Genomic DNA, 20,172 nt, shown 5'->3' on the forward strand with positions numbered 1-20,172 from the left:
CCACCGGGCGCGCCCGGTGGTGACGTCACATCTCGGGATACAGCAGGATTCGCCAATGACCCATATCCTCGCCATCGACCAGGGCACGACCTCGACCCGCGCGATCCTGTTCGATGACAGCCTGACCGCCGTCTCCAGCGCGCAGGAGGAGTTCGATCAGCATTACCCGGCAAGCGGCTGGGTCGAGCATGACCCGTCCGACCTATGGTCCACCACCGCCGCCACCTGCCGCTCGGCGATCGAGAAGGCGGGAGCGAGCGGCGAGGATATCGCCGCCATCGGCATCACCAACCAGCGCGAGACGACCCTGGTCTGGGACTGCAAGACGGGCAAGCCGGTCTTCAATGCCATTGTCTGGCAGGATCGGCGCACATCCGACATGTGCAAATCCCTGAAGGCGGACGGTTTCGAGGACGTGGTGACAGGCCGCACCGGTTTGCTGCTCGACCCCTATTTCAGCGGCACGAAACTTGCCTGGATCCTTGACAATGTCGATGGCGTGCGCGCCCGCGCCGAGGCGGGAGATCTGGCCTTCGGCACCGTCGACAGCTGGCTGGTGTGGAACCTGACCGGCGGCAAGCATCACGTCACCGACGCCACCAACGCTGCGCGCACCATGCTTTACGACATCCACAAGGGGCGCTGGTCGAAGACCATCTGCGAGAGGCTCGGGATTCCGATATCCCTGCTGCCGGAGGTGAAGGACTGCGCCGCCGAGTTCGGAGAGACCCGCGCCGATCTTTTCGGGCGCGCGATCCCGATACTGGGAATTGCGGGCGATCAGCAAGCGGCGACCGTGGGTCAGGCCTGTTTCGCGCCGGGAATGCTGAAATCCACCTATGGCACAGGCTGTTTCGCGCTTCTGAACACTGGCGACACGCCGGTCCGCTCGGCGAACAGGCTGCTTACCACCATTGCCTATCAACTCGATGGCAAACCCACCTATGCGCTCGAAGGGTCGATCTTCATCGCGGGCGCGGTGGTGCAATGGCTGCGCGACGGGCTGCGCCTGATACGCGACGCGAAGGAAACACAGCCGCTTGCCGAACGCGCGGATGACGGGCAGGGCGTCGTGATGGTGCCGGCCTTCACCGGGCTTGGCGCGCCCTATTGGAACGCCGAGTGTCGCGGCGCGATCTTCGGGCTGACGCGCAATTCGGGGCCGGAGGAATTCGCCCGCGCGGCGCTGGAAAGCGTCGGCTACCAGACGCGCGATCTTCTGGAGGCGATGAAGGCCGACTGGTCCGGCACGGCGGCGCAGGGCGCTGAGACGGCGACGCTGCGCGTCGATGGCGGGATGAGCGCGTCGGACTGGACAATGCAGTTCCTCTCGGATGTCATCGACGCACCGGTGGAGCGACCCGAAGTGCTGGAAACGACGGCGATGGGCGCGGCATGGCTCGCCGGTCACAAGGCGGGGGTTTTGCCCGATATGGAGCGTTTCGCCGCCGGCTGGCGGGCCGATGGCCGGTTCGAGCCCGCCATGGACGCGTCAACGCGCGAGGCGAAATACGCCGCGTGGAAACGCGCCGTTGCCGCGACCATCGGTTTCGCCGGGTGACAAGCCGCTTCGAAGCGGCTTGAACGCGGTATCGAAACCGCGTTCAAGGGCTTTCGAAAGCCCTTCGCCCCGGTCAGCCGCCGACCTTCAGGACGATCTTGCCGATATGCTCGGAGGATTCCATGCGCGCATGGGCTTTCGAGGCTTCGGCCAGCGGGAATGTGCTGTCCATGACCGGCGCGACCTGTCCCGAGGCAAGATGCGGCCAGACCTCGCGTTCCAGATCGCGCGCGATGGCCGCCTTGGCAGCGACCGATTGCGGGCGCAGCGTCGATCCGGTGATCGTTTGCCGCTTCATCATCATCGGCGCGAAGTTCACCTCCGCCTTCGGCCCTTGCAGGAAGGCGATCTGCACCAGTCGTCCATCCTCGGCCAGCGCCTTGAGGTTGCGCGGGATGTAGTCGCCGCCGACCATGTCGAGTATCACATTCGCACTTCCCTCGGCGCGCATCTTCTCGACGAAATCGACATTGCGGTAATTCCACGCGGCCTCGGCCCCGAGAGCCAGACAGGCGCGGCATTTCTCGTCCGAACCGGCGGTGGTGAAGACGCGCGCGCCGCGCAAGGCGGCAAGCTGGATGGCCGTGGTGCCGATGCCCGAGGAGCCGCCATGCACCAAAAACCGCTCCCCGGCCTGCAAGCCCCCGCGCCGAAACACGTTCGACCAGACGGTAAAGAACGTCTCGCAAAGCGCCGCCGCCTGATCCATCGGCATGCCATCCGGCACCGGCAAGGCGTGATCGGCGAAGGTGACGGCGTATTCCGCGTAGCCGCCGCCGGGCAGAAGCGCCGTCACCGCGTCCCCCACCTGCCAACGCGACACACCCGCGCCCACCGCCGCGACATGGCCCGCTGCCTCCAGCCCCGGAAGGGGCGAGGCGTCGGGGGGCGGGTTGTAGGCGCCGGCGCGCTGCAGCGCGTCAGGCCGGTTGACGCCGGCATAGGCGATGCGGATCACGATCTCCCCTGCACCGGGGGCGGGCACCGGAACGGTGGCGATCTGCAAAACCTCCGGCCCGCCGGGCGCGCTGATCTCGATGGCGGTCATCGTTTCGGGAAGGGACATGGCAGAGCGCCTTTCACGTCAGGTGGACTTTTCCCCATGTTTCGCAGATTGACCGGGCATCGCAAGACCCGTGAAACCGTTCCAAATCCGGCAGGCGAACTGAAACGCGGGTTTCAAAACCGCCAAGGACGAGGCGCGCGCGTTCTTTGTCGCGCCGGATCATTGTGAGCCGCCGCGCAATCGCCTAAGCCTTTGCGCAACCATTATCCGAGGGGAGTTCACCATGACCGACAGCCACGGCTTCGACACAGTTCAGATCCATGCCGGCGCCAATCCCGATCCGGCCACCGGCGCGCGGCAGGTGCCGATCTATCAGACGACCGCCTATGTGTTCCGCGATGCCGAGCATGCGGCCAAACTCTTCAACCTGCAGGAGGTGGGCTATATCTACTCGCGCCTCACCAACCCGACCGTCGCGGCGCTGCAGGACCGGATGGCGGCGCTCGAAGGCGGGGCGGGGGCGGTGTGCTGTTCCTCGGGCCATGCCGCGCAGATCATGGCGCTGTTCCCGCTGATGGGGCCGGGCCGGAATATCGTGGCCTCGACCCGGCTCTATGGCGGCACGGTCACGCAGTTCAGCCAGACGATCAAGCGCTTCGGCTGGTCCTGCACCTTCGTCGATTTCGACGATACGGATGCGGTCAAGGCCGCCATCGACGACGACACCCGCGCGGTGTTCTGCGAATCCATCGCCAATCCGGGCGGCTACATCACCGATCTGGACGCGATCGCGGCGATCGCGGATGAGGCGGGCCTGCCTCTGATCGTCGACAATACCTCTGCGACGCCTTATCTGTGCCGCCCCATCGAACACGGCGCGACACTGGTGGTTCATTCGATGACCAAGTTCCTGACCGGTAACGGCACGGTCATGGGCGGCGTCATTGTCGATTCGGGCAAGTTCGACTGGTCCGCGTCCGACAAATTCCCCTCGCTGAGCGAGCCGGAGCCGGCCTATCACGGGCTCAGGTTCCACGAGACCTTCGGCGCGCTGGCCTTCACCTTCCACGGCATCGCCATCGGGCTCCGCGATCTGGGCATGACGCTGAACCCGCAGGCAGCGCATTACACTCTGATGGGGATCGAGACGCTGTCCCTGCGGATGCAGAAACATGTCGAGAACGCGATGGAAGTCGCCGGATGGCTGGAAAATCACGACGCGGTCGAGGCCGTGACCTATGCCGGCCTGCCGTCTTCGCCCTATCATGACCGGGTCGATAAAATCTGCCCCAAGGGCGCTGGCGGTCTCTTCACCGTTTCGCTCAAGGGCGGCTACGACGCCTGCGTGAAATTCGTCGATGCGCTTGAGATTTTCAGCCATGTCGCAAATCTCGGCGACACGCGAAGCCTCGTGATCCACTCGGCCTCCACGACCCATCGCCAGCTTACCCCAGAGCAGCAAGAAGCGGCGGGCGCGGGGCCGAACGTCGTGCGTATTTCCATCGGCATCGAAGATCCCAAGGATCTCATTGCCGATCTGGATCAAGCCTTGAAGAAAGCGTCGTAAACGCGTTTTCGCAAACGCGAGCAAAGCCCTTCGAAGGGCTTTGCTCCGCGCCGATCAAAGCGCAATCGCCTGCATCACCTCCGGCTCGATCACATCGACACCCGGCAGGCTGTCGCGCAGCGCCTCGGCCGATTGCTCCAGCGCCTCGAAGGTGCGGTAATGTCCGGGGATCACCGTCTTGAAATTGAAATAGCGCTTCGCGGCCCAGGCCGCGGCTTTCATGTCCATCGTGTAGTAGCCGCCCGCCGACAAGATACCGATATCCGGCTGGTGATAGGCGCCGATCCAATCCATATCGGCCATGATCGTGGTATCGCCGGAGAAATAGATCGTCCGCTCCTCGCCGCGAATGATGAATCCGGTTTCCGATCCCATGTAACGGCCATGCCCATTCACCTCCTTCGACGATGAATGCGAGGCCGGCACCATCGTCACGGCGACCTTGCCGAAGGTGATCGTGCCGCCCTTGTTGAAGGCATGGCCTTCCTGCGCGCCCTCGGCGGTCAACTGACCCACCAGCTCGACAATCCCCGAAACCGGCGCGCCGGTCTTCTTCGACACCTCGACGATATCGCTCGAATGATCGAAATGCCCGTGCGTGATCAGGATTTGCGTCGCCCCTTCGATCCCGCGCTCCGCCTGTGCAGCGTCGATCATCGGGTTGTCGTTGATCCACGGATCGACCAGCAGCACCTGGTCCTCGATCTCGATCCGAAAGGAGCCATGCCCGAGCCAAAGAATGTTCATATCGTCTCTCCCAATTCGCCTTGCGATCGTCAGGCTAGCATCCCTTTCTAAGGCTCGGGAAGGGGCTCTGGCCCGGATCGCCCACTTGCACCCTCGCCTGCGCGGCGCTAAACGCACCTGCGACAGGCATTCCTTCTATCCAAGAGGACGACACCTCATGTCCATCGACACCGAAACGGCCGCCCGCGTGGCCAAACTGGCGCGCATCCGCGTCGAGGAGGCGGAACTGCCCGCGCTGGCGCAGGAATTCTCGCGCATCCTCGATTTCGTCGAACAGTTGAACGAGGTCGATGTAGAGGGCGTGGAGCCGATGGTCAGCGTCACCCCGATGCGCCTCAAGCGGCGCGAGGACGTGGTGACCGATGGCGGGATGCAGGATCGCGTGCTGGCCAATGCGCCCGATGCCCGCGAGGGGTTCTTTGCCGTGCCGAAGGTGGTTGAGTGATGTCCGATCTGCCGAAGATGAAGATCGCCGAAGCGCGCGACGCGCTGCGCAACGGCGACGTGACAAGCGTTGAACTGACCGAAGCCTGCCTTGCCGCAATCGACGGCGCGGATGCGCTCGGAGCCTTCGTGCACAAGACGCCCGAGGTCGCAATGGGCCAGGCCCGCTCCGCCGACACACGGATCAAGGAGGGCGGCGCGCCCGATCTCTGCGGCATCCCGCTGGGGATCAAGGATCTCTTCTGCACCAAGGGCGTGCCGAGCCAGGCCGCCAGTCGCATCCTCGAAGGGTTCAGGCCGGAATACGAAAGCACAGTCTCCGGCAAGCTGCTGGACGATGGGGCGGTGATGCTCGGCAAGCTCAACATGGACGAATTTGCCATGGGCTCGTCGAACGAAACCTCCGCCTATGGCAACGCGGTCAACCCGTGGCGGCGCAATGGCGATGAGACAGCGCTGACGCCCGGAGGCTCCTCGGGCGGCTCCGCGGCTGCCGTGGCGGCCGATCTCTGTCTTGCCGCCACCGGCACCGATACCGGCGGCTCGATCCGCCAGCCGGCGGCCTTCACCGGCATCACCGGGATCAAACCGACCTATGGCCGCTGCTCGCGCTGGGGCATCGTCGCCTTCGCCTCCTCGCTGGATCAGGCCGGCCCGATGACCAAGGACGTGCGCGACGCGGCCATCATGCTGCGCGCCATGTGCGGGCATGACCCCAAGGACAGCACCAGCGCCGATCTTCCGGTGCCCGATTTCGAGGCGATGCTGACCGGCGACATTCGCGGCAAGACCATTGGCATTCCGCGCGAATACCGTATGGAGGGTATGCCCGACGCCATCGAGACTCTCTGGGCCGAGGGCCGCAAGATGCTGGAGGATGCCGGCGCGATCCTGCGCGACATCTCCCTGCCGCACACGAAATACGCGCTGCCGGCCTATTACGTCATCGCACCCGCCGAAGCGTCCTCGAACCTCGCCCGCTATGACGGCGTGCGCTACGGTCACCGCGCGAAGCTGAGCCAGGGCGACGGCATCACCGAGATGTACGAGAAAACGCGCGCCGAGGGCTTCGGCGACGAGGTCAAGCGCCGCGTCATGGTGGGCACCTATGTGCTCTCCGCGGGCTTCTACGACGCCTACTACAACCGCGCGCGCAAGGTACGCACGCTCATCAAGCGCGATTTCGAACAGGTCTTCGCGGAGGGCATCGATGCAATCCTGACCCCTGCCACACCGTCCGCCGCCTTCGAGCTTGGTCGCCAGGTCGAAGACCCGGTCGAGATGTATCTCAACGACGTGTTCACCGTCACGGTGAACCTTGCAGGGCTTCCGGGCGTTGCAATTCCGACGGGCACCGACAGCCAGGGCCTACCGCTCGGCCTGCAACTGATCGGCCGTCCGTGGGAAGAGGGCGATCTGCTGAATACCGCTTACGCTCTGGAACAGGCGGCGGGGTTTGTGGCGAAACCCTCGCAATGGTGGTAAACCGCGCCAAACGAGGCAAGATATGACACAGACACGCTTTTTCTCCCGCGGCCTGATCGGCCTGTCGCTTCTGGCGCTGGCTGCCTGCACGCATCAGGTGCCAGACAGCGCGCGCGGCGTCGGCTTCGACGATTACGACGCCTACCAGATCCGCCGCGAGGCCGTGCTCGAAGGGCGCGCACCGGCCTCCGTCATCACCGCGCCGCCCCCAGTGGACGGCACACCGCTGACCGCGATCACGCCCGAGGATCAGGCGCGATTGTCCAATAGCGGCGAATTGCCGGTCTATGCCTCGCCCTCGAACCCTGCACCGCCCATCGTGGAAAACGCCGCCGGCATCTCGGGCGAGAACGACTTCAACGCCGTGTCCAATACGCGCAGCATCGAAAGCGACGCCGCGCTGATCGCGCAGAACCGCGCCCGCTACCAGGTGATCGCCCCGGAGGCGCTGCCCACGCGGCCCGGCACGAACCGGCCGAATATCGTCGCCTATGCGCTTCAGACGACCAACCCCAAGGGCGTTTCGCTCTACCGGCGCGGCGGCTTCAATCTCGAAAACCGCCACCTGCGCAACTGTGCGACCTTCGCCTCCGCCGATCTGGCGCAAGAGGCGTTCCTGGCCGATGGCGGGCCCGAGAAGGACCGCAAGGCGCTCGATCCCGATGGCGACGGGTTCGCCTGCGATTGGGATCCGGCGCCCTTCCGCAAGGTGCGCAACTGACGCCGATCCGGCACCCATCGCCGAATTTCGGCCCGCGCCGCAACGGCGCGCGGCCCGATCTGGTGGTCCTGCACTATACCGCGATGCAAAGCGCGACCGCGGCCCGCGACTGGCTTTGCACTCCCGATGCGCAGGTCTCCGCGCATTACCTGATCGCGCCCTGCGGCACGGTTTGGCAATTGGTCGATGAAGAGATGCGCGCCTGGCATGCCGGCGCAGGCGCATGGGGGCCCACCACCGATGTCAATTCCCGCTCCATCGGGATCGAGATCGCCAATTGCGGCGCGTCGCCCTTCGCCGCCCGGCAAATGACGGCGCTTGAAGACCTCCTCCGATCCATCCTGTCCCGCCACGCCATTCCGCCCGAACGTGTGATCGGCCATTCCGACATGGCCCCGGGCCGCAAGATCGATCCCGGCCCGCGTTTCGACTGGCGCCGCCTCGCGCGGCGCGGCCTCTCCATCTGGCCCGACACCGCCGAACCCGGCGATTTCGCAAGGGATGCCCGTCGCTTCGGCTATCCCCCCGACGCCGCGCCGGATCGCGTGCTTCACAGCTTCCGACTGCGCTTTCGTCCGCAGGCCGATGGCCCGCTCGACGATACGGACCGTTCCCTGATGGCCGATCTTGTCGCGCGCTGGCCGGCGGCGTTGTCCTGATCTTCTCTGTTTTCCAAATATCTCGGGGGAGTCCGCCCATGGCGGACGGGGGCAGCGCCCCCATCGGCGGCGCCCCTACGCGTTCCCGCCACCGGTAAAGCGCGCCGCATCCGCCGCCGCGCGGCGGATCGCGTTGGATTTGTGCACCGTCTCCTGATACTCCGCCTCCGGGTCGCTGTCATGCACGACCCCGCCGCCGGCCTGGATATAAAGCTTGCTGTCCTTGACCAGCGCGGTGCGCAGCGCGATGCACATATCCATGTCGCCGCCCGCACTGAAATAGCCGACCGCGCCGCCATAGATGCCGCGCTTTTCGGGCTCCAGCTCGTCGATGATCTCCATCGCGCGCACTTTCGGCGCGCCGCTGACGGTCCCGGCGGGCAGTCCGGCCAGCAATGCGGACAGCGCGTCATGCTCATCCGATAGCTCGCCTACAACGTTCGAGACGATATGCATCACGTGGCTATAGCGCTCGATGATGAATTTTTCGGTCGGCCGCACCGTGCCGATCTTCGACACGCGCCCGACATCGTTGCGCCCCAGATCGAGCAGCATCAGATGCTCGGCACATTCCTTCGGATCGGCGAGCAGATCCGCCTCCAGCGCACGATCCTCCGCTTCGGTCGCGCCGCGCGGGCGGGTGCCTGCGATGGGGCGGATCGTGACCTCCTTGCCGAACACACGCACGAGGATCTCGGGGCTGGCGCCGATGACCTGAAAGCCGCCGAAGTTGAAATAGAACATGAAGGGCGACGGGTTGGTGCGCCGAAGCGAGCGATAAAGCGCGAAGGGGGGCAGGGGAAACTCCTGCGTCCAGCGCTGCGCCGGCACCACCTGGAAGATATCGCCGGCACGGATATACTCCTTCGCCCTCTCGACCGCCTCTTTGTAGCCTTCATGCGTGAAGTTCGATACCGGCGCCGCCTCATCCGCGGCCCGGCCGATCTCGCGCGCCTGTTGCGGCAGCGCCCGTTCCAGATCGCGCACGGCATCCATGACCCGCTCGGCAGCCTGCGCATAGGCCGCGCGCGCCGACAGCCCGCTATCGGCCCAGGCGGGGGACACCACCGTGACCTCACCTTTCACCCCGTCGAGTACCGCGATCACAGAGGGGCGCAGCATCACCGCATCGGGCAGATCGAGCGGGTCGGGATTGACATCCGGCAGATGCTCGACCAGCCGGATCATGTCATAGCCGAGATAGCCGAACAGCCCCGCCGCCGATTGCGGCAGATCGGGCGGCAGGTCGATCCGCGAGGCGGCGATGAGCGCACGCAGGTTGCCCAGCGGATCGCCCGGCTCCTCCTCGAAGGCCTCCGGGTCGTAGCGCGCCGCGCGGTTGATGCGCGATGAGGTGCCGCGACATTGCCAGATCACGTCGGGTTTCATGCCGATGATCGAATAGCGCCCGCGCACCTCCCCGCCGGTGACGCTTTCCAGCACGAAGGCGTCCTTGGCGGCGTCGGTCAGCTTGAGCATGAGCGAGACCGGCGTATCGAGATCGGCGGCAAGGCGGGTATAGACAACCTGATTGCGCCCCTCTTCAAAGGCGCCGGCGAAATCGTCGTAGTCCGGGGTCAGCGCTGCCATCGGATCACTGGATATAGGCGTGAACGGAGTTGATCGCGGCCTGGTTGACCTCGATCCCGGCACGGCGCTGCGCGTCGACGGCGAAGGCGCGAAACAGATCCTCGGCAACGCTGCCGGCGGCCTGTTCGCGCAGCGCGTCCTCCAGCGCGGTGATGGTCTCGCTTTCGCGATCGACCGGGGTGATCGCGTCCAGCCGGACAAGGAACGCCTCGCCGGTTCCGGGCACCGCGATGGCGGCACCGGGCGCGAGATCGAAGACGGTCTGCAGCAGATCGGACGGAAGATCGGCGATCTGTGCATTGCGCCCAAGCCCCGTCTCGCGCATGGGTTCAAGGCCGAGCGCGGCGAAATCCTGGCCCGCTTCCAACTCGCCGGCGAGTTCCTCGGCCCGCGCAGTCAGGCGTTCCGTCTGCTGTCGCGTGTCCCATCCCTGGCGGACACGGTCCCGGACCTCCTCGAAGGGCTGGGGGGCCGGAGGGGCAATCTCGTTGAGCCGAAGCGCGAAGACGCCGCCATCGCCGAGCTGCCGGATCTCGGGAAAATCGCCTTCCGCTGTTTCCTCGGCGGCCTCTCGGAACGCGTCATAGGCGGCGATGCCGCCATCTGCGCCCGGCATCCAGTCGATCCGGCCAAGCTCGCCCTCGGTGGTTTCAGCAAGATCTTCCAGCGTCGCGCCGGCTGCGAGTTCGTCGTCCATTTCACCTGCCAGCGTTTCGATGACGCGGCGGGCGCGGTCGCGCGCCAGCGCATCGCGCAGAACCGGACGCGCCTCCTCGAACGGGGTGTTCTGCGCATCGAGGATCGCGTTGACGCGGTAGAGCGCGGGTCCGAGGCCCGAGGGGAGCGGGTCCGTGACCGCACCGATATCGGCGGAAAACACCGCCTCGCCGGCGGCGCCCAGAGCCTCGCTCGTGACATCGCCCATATCTACATCGCCCAGCGACAGCCCGCGCTCGGTCACCAGATCCTCGAAGCTCGCGCCGCCGTCCAGCCGCTCGCGCGCGGCGGCGGCGGCGGCCTCATCGCTGAAGACGAGCCGTTCGACCAGGCGACGTTCGGGCATGTTGAACTCCGCTTCGCGCTCCTCATAGGCGGCGCGCAGGGCGTCCTCATCGACCTCGACCGTGTCGAGGATCATTTCGGGCGTGATCCAGACATAGGTGATATCACGACGTTCGGGCAGGGTATAGGCGGCGATGTTCTCTTCGTAATAGGCGCGCAGATCCGCCTCATCCGGCTCCGGCAGGCCGGTCTGCATCGCAGAGGGTCCGAGGCGCGCCCAGGTGAAATCGCGCGTCTCACCGGTATAGGCCAGTAGCGTGTCGATATAGGTATCGGGCAGGGCATTGCCGGCGATGAGCGCGCTTTGCAGGATGCTGCGCGCGGTCTCGTCGCGCAGGCGCTCCTCGAACTCGGCCTCGGTCAGGCCCTGGTTGCGCAGCGCGAAACGATAGGCTTCGCGGTTGAACCGGCCATCCGCACCCTGGAAGGACGGCACTTGCAGGAGTTGTTCGGCCACGACCTCGTCGCCGACCGACAGATCGATCCTTCCGGCTTCGTTGTCCAGCGCCGCCGCCGTCACCAGTTGCGAAAGGACCTGCCGATCGAGCCCGAGCGATTGCGCTTCGGACATCGGCACGCTGCGCCCGGCCTGCGCGGACATCGCATTGAGCTCGTTGCGCAGGGCGAGAAGATAGGCGTCGGTCGAAACCTCCTCCTCGCCGACCGTCGCGACGCTGCGGGCCGAGCCGGTCAGGCTCGTCGCGCCGAAGCCCGCAAGCCCGACGAAAAGCAGGCCCATCAGGATCCAGATTAGGGTTTTCGACAGCTTGCCTTTGCCCATCGCCATGCGGTGATCGCCTTTTCCTTGGACTGTTCAGCGCCGTGTCTACGCGGCGGCTCGAAGCCCCGCAAGGGGGCGCGGTCGCTGCCGGGGAGGGGGGCGCTGCCCCCATCGCCTTTCAGGCGATTCCCCCGAGGTATTTGGAGCCCAAAGAAGCCCGTCAATCGGTGCCGCGATAGGGCTGGACATATTGCAGTGCCATGTCCCAGGGAAAGAAAATCCAGGTGTCCTGGCTCACTTCGGTGATGAAGCTGTCGACCTGGGGCTTGCCGCTCGGCTTGGCGTAGACCGTGGCGATATGGGCATTCGGCATGTGTTTGCGCACCACCTCGATGGTGCGCCCGGTATCGACGAGATCGTCGACCACCAGAACGCCGGTGCCGTCGCCAACGACGTCCATGTCGGGCGATTTGATGACGCGCGGTTCCGATTGCGTCTGGTGATTGTAGCTCTTGACGCTGATCGTATCGACAACGCGCACATCGAGCTCGCGCGCGACGATCATCGCGGGTGCCATGCCGCCCCGTGTGATCGCCACCACGGCCCGCCAGCCGCCCTCGTCCGGTCCGGCGCCGTCGAGCCGCCACGCGAGCGCGCGGGCATCGCGGTGCAGCTGGTCCCAGCTGACATGGAAGCCTTTTTCATGGGGCAGGCGGTCGGTCATGGAAATTCCTTTCGGGGGGTCAGAAGAATGCGATGCGCAGCCCGAAGAGGGCAAGGATGCTGCCGAATGCGCGGTCGATCGCCGCCTTGAGGCGGGCATAGGCGCGCCGGCTTGCCGGCAGCGAGAAGATGCGCGCAACGCAGATATACCAAAGCGTTTCGTTGAAGAAGATGATGGCCAGAAGCAGCGCGCGCGTGCCGGCATCGATATCCATCGGCACCAGCCCGACGAAAACCGCGCCGAAGAACACCGCCGCCTTGGGGTTGGCCAGAAAGGTCATGAACCCGAGTCGGACCGCAGAGGCGGGGCTGCGCGGAGCGCGCGAGGACAGATCGGGCAGGGGGGTGCTGGCATGTTTCCACATCATCACCGCGATGAAGATGAGGAAGGCACCGCCGATGATCTTGAAGGCGAGAAAGAGCTGCGGCAGCAGCTCGAAAAGAAGCGCCAGCCCCGCCATCGCCGCCGCGGCCCAGAGCACCGCACCCAGCCCGAAGCCGAGCGCAAGCGCGGCGGCGGTGCCGAAGCCTTCGGAGACCGCCGTGCGGACGGAAACGACGAAGGATGGACCCGGCGACATCGCCGCTAGGAGGTGAATGACGGCGACTGACAGGATCGCACCGGCGGTCATTCCTTGCTCATGTCCGGCGCATCGACCGCCTTCATGCCGACGACATGGTAGCCCGCATCGACGTGATGCGTTTCTCCGGTGACGCCCGATCCGAGATCGGAGAGCAGGTAGAGCGCCGATTTGCCGACATCGTCGATGGTCACGTTGCGGCGCAGGGGCGAGTTGTATTCGTTCCACTTCATGATGTAGCGGAAATCGCCGATGCCGGAGGCCGCGAGCGTCTTGATTGGGCCGGCCGAGATCGCGTTGACGCGGATGCCGTCCTTGCCCAGATCCTCGGCCAGATAGCGCACCGACGCCTCCAGCGCCGCCTTGGCCACGCCCATCACGTTGTAGTGCGGCATGATCCGCTCGGCGCCGTAATAGGTCATGGTCAGCGCCGCGCCGCCATTTGTCATCATCTTTTCCGCCCGCTGCATCACGGCGGTGAAGGAATAGACCGAGATATCCATCGTCATGGTGAAATTGTCGCGCGTGGTATCCACGTATCGTCCGCGCAGTTCCGATTTGTCGGAAAAGCCGATCGCATGGACGACGAAATCGAGGGTGTCCCAACGCTTTCCGAGCCCGTCGAACAGCGCGTCGATGGAGCCTTCGTCGCTGACATCGCAAGGCAGAACGATATCGGAGCCAAGCTGCGCGGCAAGCGGATCGACCCGTTTTTTCAGCGCTTCGCCCTGGTAGGAAAAGGCAAGATCGGCGCCGGCATCCGACAACGCCCGCGCGATGCCCCAGGCGATGGATTTGTCATTCGCAAGCCCCATGATCAGCCCGCGCTTTCCCTCCATGATCTTGCTTTGCATGACGTCCTGCCTTTTTCCGCTATGTGCCCTTATCGTTTAGGCGAAGGGCGCAGCGCGGGCAAGACTGCGAATCCGGCGGGGTTTTGCGCATCGGTATGCTGACACAATCTGTCTGTGGACAATCGGGAATCGGGCCGGGATACGGCCCATCGAGATGAGGAGAGTTTCATGAGTGATCGCAGTGGTATCTTCGCGGGCGACGATCCGTTCGAAATCGCACGGGCCTGGCTGCGGGAGGCGGAGGCGAGCGAGCCGAACGATCCCAACGCCATCGCGCTTGCGAGTGTGGACGAGCAGGGCATGCCGAATGTCCGAATGGTGCTTCTCAAGGAGATCGAGGCGGACGCTTTCGTTTTCTACACGAATTACGAAAGCCGCAAGGGCCGCGAGATCGAGACGAGTGGCAAGGCGGCCTTCGTGATGCACTGGAAATCGCTGCATCGCCAGATCCGGGTGCGTGGCACCGTCACGCGGGAGGACGGAGACAAGGCGGATGAGTATTACGCCTCGCGTTCGCTCAAGAGCCGCCTCGGTGCCTGGGCGTCGAGGCAGTCGCAGCCTCTGGGATCGCGCACGCATCTGATGGGGGAGGTCGCGAGGCTGACCGCGAAGCTTGGCCCGAACCCGCCGCGCCCGCCGTTCTGGGGCGGGTTTCGCATCAGGCCGACGGAAATCGAGTTCTGGGCGGACGGGGCGTTCCGGTTACACGACAGATTTCGTTGGACTTGGGAGGAAAAAAAGAATACATGGGAAATCAATCGCTTAAATCCGTGACGCTCACGTCACGTGAAATGCAGCCCTTGTTTCCGCCGGAAAATTCATGTGACTTGAACGTGAAAGTGGAATGACGACCGGCATGGCTGAAAGCGATATGACGATGTTGGATACGACTGTGGAACACTCGCCAAAAGCAGACGCGCGCGTTTCGGGATACGTCAAATGGTTCGATCCGGCCAAGGGCTTCGGCTTCCTGGTGTCGGATGAAGGCGGTCCCGACATCCTGCTGCATGCAAATGTCCTGAGGAATTTCGGGCAGGGCTCCGTTGCCGATAACGCGCGGATCGTGGTCGATGTGCAAAAGACCGCTCGCGGGCTTCAGGCGATCGAGATCATCGAGATCACGCCGCCCGCGCAGGGAGATGTTGCGCCGCTGGAAGATTTCAGCGGGGTTTCAGCCGAGGAGATCGCCGCCACCCCGCTCGAGCCGGCGCGGGTCAAGTGGTTCGACAAGGCCAAGGGGTTCGGTTTTGCCAATGTCTATGGCCGCCCCGAGGATGTGTTCATCCATATCGAGGTCTTGCGCCGCTCCGGCCTTTCCGATCTGTTCCCCGGAGAGGCGCTGGCCCTGCGCGCGATCCAGAGCAAGCGCGGGCGCATGGCGGTAGAGGTGCTTGCATGGGAAGCCGGTCTGGACTGAAACCGATCGCGCTCGCGCTGGGTCTGGCGCAGCTTGCGGTGCCGGCGGGTGCCGAAGCGCCATGCCGGGATGACAGCGTCTACCTGCGCGGCGATTGGGGCCGCGCGCGGATTACCGTGGATTTGGCCGATACGCCGGAAACGCGCAGCCGGGGGCTGATGTTCGTCGAAGAGGTGCCAACGATGGGCGGAATGTTGTTCGTTTACGAGCAGCCGCAGCCAGTGGCTTTCTGGATGAAGAACACGCTGATCCCGCTCGACATGCTTTTCGCCGATGCCGGCGGCACGATCCGGCGCGTGCATCACGAGGCGCAGCCCGGCGATCTGACCGCGATCCCGGGGGGAGAGGACATCCAGTTCGTGCTTGAGATCAATGGCGGGCTGGCCGCCCGGCTCGGGATCGGGGCGGGATCGGAAATGCGCCATCCAGCCATCGCTGACGAGGCGGCCGCTTGGCCTTGCGAGTCTGGCGCCGACGGGAAAAAACCGCTTTCCAAACCCGCATCCGACCGGTAAACGCAGCGCAGTCGGGGCGTAGCGCAGCCTGGTAGCGCGACGGTTTTGGGTACCGTAGGTCGCAAGTTCGAATCTTGCCGTCCCGACCAGAATTCCTTTCATCGGTAGATACGTTCTTCCCGCTCGCTCGGGAATCGCAACGCGTTTGCGCCGCCTGCCGGGTCACGGATTCGGCCCCGCGATGATCCTATTTCCCGCCGCTTTCGGAGCGCGAATTCTGCCCCCGAATTATCCACAGACCTATACAGAGCCTACCCACAGTTGAATCACCAGCCCTTGTGGCATCCCTGCCGGTCAACCCCAAATCTATGTTCATTTTCGTAAAAAAAGCGTTGACGGGGGGCGGCAAGCTACGCCAATTTGTGCGAGCCGATACGGGCACACACAAGATATAGTGTTCGGTCGGTCTTGAAACGCAGAACAGGTCAAACCGGTTTTAAGGGTTTGCCTTCGCATGTCAGCCATGCGGAGGGTGGCTCTCTGCGTCTCTCGCGGCCCGGTTGGGGGCTTTGTCTGGGGTTTAACAAGAAGAGAACGGCGCGATGAAAATCGAGAGAAAATTTACCAAGGCAGGTCAGGACGCTTATGCGGGGATCGAGTTCGTCTCGACCACCTCCGAGATCCGCAACCCGGACGGCACCGTTGTCTTTCATCTCGACAACGTGGAAGTGCCCGCCAGCTGGAGCCAGGTCGCCAGCGATGTCATCGCGCAGAAATATTTCCGCAAGGCCGGGGTGCCCGTCGCGCTGAAGAAGATTGAGGAAAACGACGTTCCCAGCTTCCTGTGGCGCAGCAAGCCGGCCTCGGCCAAGACCGAAACCACCGGGGAGACCTCCTCCAAGCAGGTTTTCGACCGTCTGGCCGGCGCCTGGACCTATTGGGGCTGGAAGGGTGGATATTTCACCACCGAAGAAGACGCGCAGGCCTATTTCGACGAAATGCGCTACATGCTGGCAACCCAGATGGCCGCGCCGAACTCCCCCCAGTGGTTCAACACCGGCCTGCATTGGGCCTACGGCATCGACGGTCCGGGGCAGGGCCATTTCTATGTCGATTACAAGACCGGCAAGCTGACGAAATCGACCTCGGCCTATGAGCATCCGCAACCCCACGCGTGCTTCATCCAGTCGGTCGCCGACGATCTGGTGGGCGATGGCGGTATCATGGATCTTTGGGTCCGCGAGGCGCGTTTGTTCAAGTATGGCTCCGGCACCGGCACCAACTTCTCCAGCCTGCGCGCCGCCGATGAGCCGCTGTCGGGTGGCGGCAAATCCTCCGGCCTGATGGGCTTTCTCAAGATCGGCGACCGTGCGGCGGGCGCGATCAAGTCGGGCGGCACCACGCGCCGCGCGGCCAAGATGGTGATCTGCGATGCCGATCACCCCGACATCCAGGAATTCATCAACTGGAAGGTCAAGGAAGAGCAGAAGGTCGCCTCCATCGTCGCCGGATCGAAGATGCACGAAAAGATGCTCAACGCGATCTTTGCGGCCATCGGCACATGGGATGGCGCGGAAGAAGACGCCTATGATCCCAAGAAGAACGACGCCCTGAAAGGCGCGATCCGCGCGGCCAAGGGCGTGATGATCCCCGAGACCTATATCAAGCGCGTTCTGGATTACGCACGTCAGGGCTATGCGAGCATCGAGTTCCCGACCTACGATACCGATTGGGATTCAGAAGCCTATGCGTCGGTTTCGGGCCAGAACTCGAACAACTCGATCCGCGTGACCAATGCCTTTCTGCAGGCAGTCAAGGACGATGCGGATTGGGAATTGATCCGCCGCACCGATGGCAGCGTCGCCAAGACGATCAAGGCGCGCGATCTTTGGGAAGATGTGGGCCACGCCGCATGGGCCTGCGCCGATCCGGGCATCCAGTTCCACACCACCGTCAACGAATGGCACACCTGCCCCGAAGACGGCGAGATCCGCGGCTCGAACCCGTGCTCGGAATATATGTTCCTTGACGATACCGCCTGTAACCTTGCCTCGATGAACCTGCTGACCTTCCTCAAGGACGGCGTGTTCCAGTCCGAGGACTACATGCACGCCACGCGCCTCTGGACGCTGACGCTGGAAATCTCGGTGATGATGGCGCAGTTCCCATCCAAGGAGATCGCGCAGCGCAGCTATGATTTCCGCACGCTGGGTCTGGGCTATGCCAATATCGGCGGGCTGCTGATGAACATGGGCTATTCCTATGACAGCGACGAGGGCCGCGCGCTCTGCGGGGCACTGACCGCGGTGATGACCGGCGTGTCCTACGCCACTTCGGCCGAGATCGCCGGAGAGCTGGGCGCCTTCGCGGGCTACAAGAAGAACCGCGAGCACATGCTGCGCGTCATCCGCAACCACCGCAACGCCGCCTATGGCAAGACGGAGGGCTATGAGGCGCTGTCGGTCAAGCCGGTCGCGCTGGATCACGGCAATTGTCCCGATCCGATGCTGGTCGAGTTGGCCATGTCGAGCTGGGACGAGGCGCTGCGTCTTGGCGAAAAGCACGGCTACCGCAACGCGCAGGCCACGGTGATCGCGCCCACCGGCACTATCGGTCTGGTGATGGATTGCGACACAACCGGGATCGAGCCGGATTTCGCATTGGTCAAGTTCAAGAAACTGGCGGGCGGCGGCTATTTCAAGATCATCAACCAGTCCGTGCCCGCCGCGCTTGAAAAGCTGGGCTACAGCACCTCGCAGATCGAGGAGATCGTGGCCTATGCCGTCGGCCACGGCACCATCGGCAATGCGCCCGGCATCAACCACACCTCGCTGATCGGGCACGGCTTCGGCCCCGCGCAGCTTGAAAAGGTCGATGGCGCGCTGGCGGCGGCGTTCGATATCCGTTTCGTCTTCAACCAGTGGACGCTGGGCGAGGAGTTCTGCCGCGAGGTGCTGGGCATCCCGGCGGAGAAGCTGAACGATCCGACCTTCGATCTGCTGCGGCATCTGGGCTACACCCGTGCCGAGATCGAGGCGGCGAACGATCATGTCTGCGGCACCATGACGCTCGAAGGCGCGCCCTATTTGAAGGACGAGCATCTGCCGGTCTTCGATTGCGCCAATCCCTGCGGCAAGAAGGGCAAGCGCTATCTGTCGGTCAACAGCCACATCACCATGATGGCCGCCGCGCAAAGCTTCATTTCGGGCGCGATCTCCAAGACGATCAACATGCCCAATGACGCCACCATCGAGGATTGCCAGAATGCCTATGAGCTGAGCTGGTCGCTCGGCACCAAGGCCAACGCGCTCTATCGGGACGGCTCCAAGCTGAGCCAGCCGCTTGCGGCGGCGCTGGTCGAGGATGACGAGGATGCGGCGGAGGTGCTCGAGTCCGGCTCCACGCAGGAAAAGGCGCAGGTTCTCGCCGAAAAGATCGTCGAGAAGATCGTGGTGAAGGAAGTTGCCAAATCGCAGCGCGAGAAGATGCCCGAGCGGCGCAAGGGCTACACCCAGAAGGCCACCATCGGCGGGCACAAGGTCTATCTGCGCACCGGCGAATATGCCGATGGCCAGCTTGGCGAGATCTTCATCGACATGCACAAGGAAGGCGCCGGCTTCCGGGCGATGATGAACAACTTTGCCATCGCCGTGTCGGTCGGCCTGCAATACGGCGTGCCGCTGGAGGAGTTCGTCGATGCCTTCACCTTCACCAAGTTCGAACCGGCGGGCATGGTGCAGGGCAATGACAGCATCAAGAACGCGACCTCGATCCTCGATTACATCTTCCGCGAACTGGCGGTCAGCTACCTTGACCGGACCGACCTGGCCCATGTGAAGCCCGAAGGGGCCAGCTTCGACGATATCGGCAAGGGCGATCAGGAGGGCGTCTCCAACGTCAAGGAACTGTCCGAAACGGCGGCCTCCAAATCGCTCGAAGTGCTCAAGCAGATCAGCTCGACCGGCTATCTGCGCAAGCGGATGCCGCAGGAACTGGTGGTGCTGCAGGGCGGCCAGTCCCTCGCGGTCGGCGATACCTCGTCCGCGTTGGGGGGGCTGGCGCCGGAGACCTCGGTGGTGACCGCGAGCGTATCCAGAACGACGAGCACCAGCACCATGACCGCCGTGACCCGCGCCAAGATGCAGGGCTACGAAGGCGAGGCCTGCGGCGATTGCGGCAACTACACGCTGGTGCGCAACGGCACCTGCATGAAGTGCAACACCTGCGGCGGAACGTCGGGATGTAGCTGACGCTTGCGGAGTTTATGTCCTTCCGGGCATAGTTTGTCCCGTTTCGGGCAAAGGTTGTCCGGTCCGGGAGCAAAGGTTCTCCGGGAGGGACGAAAACGATCTTCTGGATGGATCGCATTAGATTGAGGTCGATCCCGAGGCGATGACATCGAGACCCAGAGCAGGTGCGCTTGCTCTGCACTTTGGAAGGGCCGCAGGCATAAAATAAAGCGAGCGGTGAATCAACTGAGCTCTTTCCAAAGAAACTCATGGGGCGCCTTTTGGAGGCGCCCCTTTTTTGAAGTGATGCGCCCGAAGACGAACTACCAAAAGTGGATGGCTGCAATAAG

17 protein-coding genes and 1 tRNA gene are annotated in these 20,172 nt (G+C 64.1%); 11 read left to right on the plus strand and 7 right to left on the minus strand.

From position 1 onward, the window contains the following. The first annotated feature begins 55 nt into the window (after positions 1 to 55). Positions 56 to 1,561 carry a glycerol kinase GlpK gene (gene glpK, locus M3465_RS14675; protein WP_249502525.1) on the plus strand — a complete coding sequence of 502 codons (1,506 nt, stop codon included), beginning with the start codon at positions 56 to 58 and terminating at the stop codon, positions 1,559 to 1,561. 73 nt (positions 1,562 to 1,634) lie between these two features. Here glpK and M3465_RS14680 read toward each other — a convergent pair whose 3' ends face one another. Further along, the gene (locus tag M3465_RS14680; RefSeq protein ID WP_249502526.1) at positions 1,635 to 2,627 is read right to left on the minus strand and encodes an NAD(P)H-quinone oxidoreductase; all 993 of its coding nucleotides are present in this window, start codon (positions 2,625 to 2,627) and stop codon (positions 1,635 to 1,637) included. Positions 2,628 to 2,850: 223 nt separating this feature from the next. On the opposite strand from M3465_RS14680, the gene M3465_RS14685 reads away from it, so the two are divergent. After that, positions 2,851 to 4,134 carry an O-acetylhomoserine aminocarboxypropyltransferase/cysteine synthase family protein gene (locus M3465_RS14685; RefSeq protein WP_249502527.1) on the plus strand — a complete coding sequence of 428 codons (1,284 nt, stop codon included), beginning with the start codon at positions 2,851 to 2,853 and terminating at the stop codon, positions 4,132 to 4,134. 54 nt (positions 4,135 to 4,188) lie between these two features. Here M3465_RS14685 and M3465_RS14690 read toward each other — a convergent pair whose 3' ends face one another. Continuing rightward, entirely contained in the window at positions 4,189 to 4,881 is a 693-nt protein-coding gene (locus tag M3465_RS14690; protein ID WP_249502528.1) for a metal-dependent hydrolase, read from the minus strand. A 157-nt stretch (positions 4,882 to 5,038) separates the two neighbouring features. Between M3465_RS14690 and gatC the strand changes: the two genes are divergently transcribed. From gatC to M3465_RS14710, 4 genes are read left to right on the plus strand one after another with little or no spacing between them, the layout of a single operon-like run. Then, positions 5,039 to 5,326 carry an Asp-tRNA(Asn)/Glu-tRNA(Gln) amidotransferase subunit GatC gene (gatC, locus tag M3465_RS14695; RefSeq protein ID WP_249502529.1) on the plus strand — a complete coding sequence of 96 codons (288 nt, stop codon included), beginning with the start codon at positions 5,039 to 5,041 and terminating at the stop codon, positions 5,324 to 5,326. Next, complete coding sequence (gene gatA, locus M3465_RS14700; protein WP_249502530.1) at positions 5,326 to 6,810, plus strand: Asp-tRNA(Asn)/Glu-tRNA(Gln) amidotransferase subunit GatA; 1,485 nt, start codon at positions 5,326 to 5,328, stop codon at positions 6,808 to 6,810. The genes gatC and gatA overlap by 1 nt, the downstream gene beginning before the upstream one ends. A 22-nt stretch (positions 6,811 to 6,832) precedes the next feature. After that, positions 6,833 to 7,531 carry a hypothetical protein gene (locus M3465_RS14705; protein ID WP_249502531.1) on the plus strand — a complete coding sequence of 233 codons (699 nt, stop codon included), beginning with the start codon at positions 6,833 to 6,835 and terminating at the stop codon, positions 7,529 to 7,531. After that, the gene (locus M3465_RS14710) at positions 7,495 to 8,190 is read left to right on the plus strand and encodes an N-acetylmuramoyl-L-alanine amidase (RefSeq protein ID WP_249502532.1); all 696 of its coding nucleotides are present in this window, start codon (positions 7,495 to 7,497) and stop codon (positions 8,188 to 8,190) included. Before M3465_RS14705 ends, M3465_RS14710 begins: the two co-directional genes overlap by 37 nt. Before the next feature lie 75 nt (positions 8,191 to 8,265). Here M3465_RS14710 and trpE read toward each other — a convergent pair whose 3' ends face one another. The 5 genes from trpE to fabI form a co-directional block, all read right to left on the minus strand. Continuing rightward, positions 8,266 to 9,780, minus strand: coding sequence for an anthranilate synthase component I (gene trpE / locus M3465_RS14715; protein ID WP_249502533.1), 1,515 nt, complete (start codon positions 9,778 to 9,780; stop codon positions 8,266 to 8,268). Positions 9,781 to 9,784: 4 nt separating this feature from the next. Continuing rightward, positions 9,785 to 11,629, minus strand: coding sequence for a peptidyl-prolyl cis-trans isomerase (locus tag M3465_RS14720; RefSeq protein WP_249502534.1), 1,845 nt, complete (start codon positions 11,627 to 11,629; stop codon positions 9,785 to 9,787). Between the two features lie 154 nt (positions 11,630 to 11,783). Next, the gene (gpt, locus tag M3465_RS14725) at positions 11,784 to 12,287 is read right to left on the minus strand and encodes a xanthine phosphoribosyltransferase (RefSeq protein ID WP_249502535.1); all 504 of its coding nucleotides are present in this window, start codon (positions 12,285 to 12,287) and stop codon (positions 11,784 to 11,786) included. 19 nt (positions 12,288 to 12,306) lie between these two features. After that, on the minus strand, positions 12,307 to 12,918 hold the full coding sequence (locus tag M3465_RS14730; RefSeq protein WP_249502536.1) for a LysE family translocator: 612 nt from the start codon (positions 12,916 to 12,918) through the stop codon (positions 12,307 to 12,309). Further along, positions 12,915 to 13,721 carry an enoyl-ACP reductase FabI gene (gene fabI / locus M3465_RS14735; protein WP_249502537.1) on the minus strand — a complete coding sequence of 269 codons (807 nt, stop codon included), beginning with the start codon at positions 13,719 to 13,721 and terminating at the stop codon, positions 12,915 to 12,917. The genes M3465_RS14730 and fabI overlap by 4 nt, the downstream gene beginning before the upstream one ends. Before the next feature lie 168 nt (positions 13,722 to 13,889). Here fabI and pdxH point away from each other — a divergent pair, with 168 nt between their 5' ends. From pdxH to M3465_RS14760, 5 genes are all read left to right on the plus strand, one after another. Further along, positions 13,890 to 14,495, plus strand: coding sequence for a pyridoxamine 5'-phosphate oxidase (gene pdxH / locus M3465_RS14740; RefSeq protein ID WP_249502538.1), 606 nt, complete (start codon positions 13,890 to 13,892; stop codon positions 14,493 to 14,495). A gap of 103 nt (positions 14,496 to 14,598) precedes the next feature. After that, positions 14,599 to 15,138 (plus strand): cold-shock protein, encoded by a 540-nt coding sequence (locus tag M3465_RS14745; RefSeq protein WP_249502734.1) that lies wholly within the window; start codon positions 14,599 to 14,601, stop codon positions 15,136 to 15,138. Beyond that, a complete protein-coding gene (locus M3465_RS14750; protein ID WP_249502539.1) occupies positions 15,117 to 15,653 on the plus strand; it encodes a DUF192 domain-containing protein in 537 nt (178 codons plus the stop codon). Before M3465_RS14745 ends, M3465_RS14750 begins: the two co-directional genes overlap by 22 nt. Positions 15,654 to 15,665: 12 nt before the next feature. Then, a tRNA-Pro gene (locus M3465_RS14755) sits at positions 15,666 to 15,742 on the plus strand. A 453-nt stretch (positions 15,743 to 16,195) separates the two neighbouring features. Continuing rightward, entirely contained in the window at positions 16,196 to 19,843 is a 3,648-nt protein-coding gene (locus M3465_RS14760; protein ID WP_249502540.1) for a vitamin B12-dependent ribonucleotide reductase, read from the plus strand. Positions 19,844 to 20,172 lie beyond the last annotated feature (329 nt).

This window comes from Marivita sp. GX14005 (assembly GCF_023370775.1).
GTDB lineage: Bacteria > Pseudomonadota > Alphaproteobacteria > Rhodobacterales > Rhodobacteraceae > Marivita.

What these genes read in the sequence shown, in the direction of transcription:
- glpK (WP_249502525.1), top strand. Translation starts at nt 56, where the DNA reads ATGACCCATATCCTCGCCATCGACCAGGGCACGACCTCGACCCGCGCG.
- M3465_RS14680 (WP_249502526.1), bottom strand. Translation starts at nt 2,627, where the DNA reads ATGTCCCTTCCCGAAACGATGACCGCCATCGAGATCAGCGCGCCCGGC.
- M3465_RS14685 (WP_249502527.1), top strand. Translation starts at nt 2,851, where the DNA reads ATGACCGACAGCCACGGCTTCGACACAGTTCAGATCCATGCCGGCGCC.
- M3465_RS14690 (WP_249502528.1), bottom strand. Translation starts at nt 4,881, where the DNA reads ATGAACATTCTTTGGCTCGGGCATGGCTCCTTTCGGATCGAGATCGAG.
- gatC (WP_249502529.1), top strand. Translation starts at nt 5,039, where the DNA reads ATGTCCATCGACACCGAAACGGCCGCCCGCGTGGCCAAACTGGCGCGC.
- gatA (WP_249502530.1), top strand. Translation starts at nt 5,326, where the DNA reads ATGTCCGATCTGCCGAAGATGAAGATCGCCGAAGCGCGCGACGCGCTG.
- M3465_RS14705 (WP_249502531.1), top strand. Translation starts at nt 6,833, where the DNA reads ATGACACAGACACGCTTTTTCTCCCGCGGCCTGATCGGCCTGTCGCTT.
- trpE (WP_249502533.1), bottom strand. Translation starts at nt 9,780, where the DNA reads ATGGCAGCGCTGACCCCGGACTACGACGATTTCGCCGGCGCCTTTGAA.
- M3465_RS14720 (WP_249502534.1), bottom strand. Translation starts at nt 11,629, where the DNA reads ATGGCGATGGGCAAAGGCAAGCTGTCGAAAACCCTAATCTGGATCCTG.
- gpt (WP_249502535.1), bottom strand. Translation starts at nt 12,287, where the DNA reads ATGACCGACCGCCTGCCCCATGAAAAAGGCTTCCATGTCAGCTGGGAC.
- M3465_RS14730 (WP_249502536.1), bottom strand. Translation starts at nt 12,918, where the DNA reads ATGACCGCCGGTGCGATCCTGTCAGTCGCCGTCATTCACCTCCTAGCG.
- fabI (WP_249502537.1), bottom strand. Translation starts at nt 13,721, where the DNA reads ATGCAAAGCAAGATCATGGAGGGAAAGCGCGGGCTGATCATGGGGCTT.
- pdxH (WP_249502538.1), top strand. Translation starts at nt 13,890, where the DNA reads ATGAGTGATCGCAGTGGTATCTTCGCGGGCGACGATCCGTTCGAAATC.
- M3465_RS14745 (WP_249502734.1), top strand. Translation starts at nt 14,599, where the DNA reads ATGTTGGATACGACTGTGGAACACTCGCCAAAAGCAGACGCGCGCGTT.
- M3465_RS14750 (WP_249502539.1), top strand. Translation starts at nt 15,117, where the DNA reads ATGGGAAGCCGGTCTGGACTGAAACCGATCGCGCTCGCGCTGGGTCTG.
- M3465_RS14760 (WP_249502540.1), top strand. Translation starts at nt 16,196, where the DNA reads ATGAAAATCGAGAGAAAATTTACCAAGGCAGGTCAGGACGCTTATGCG.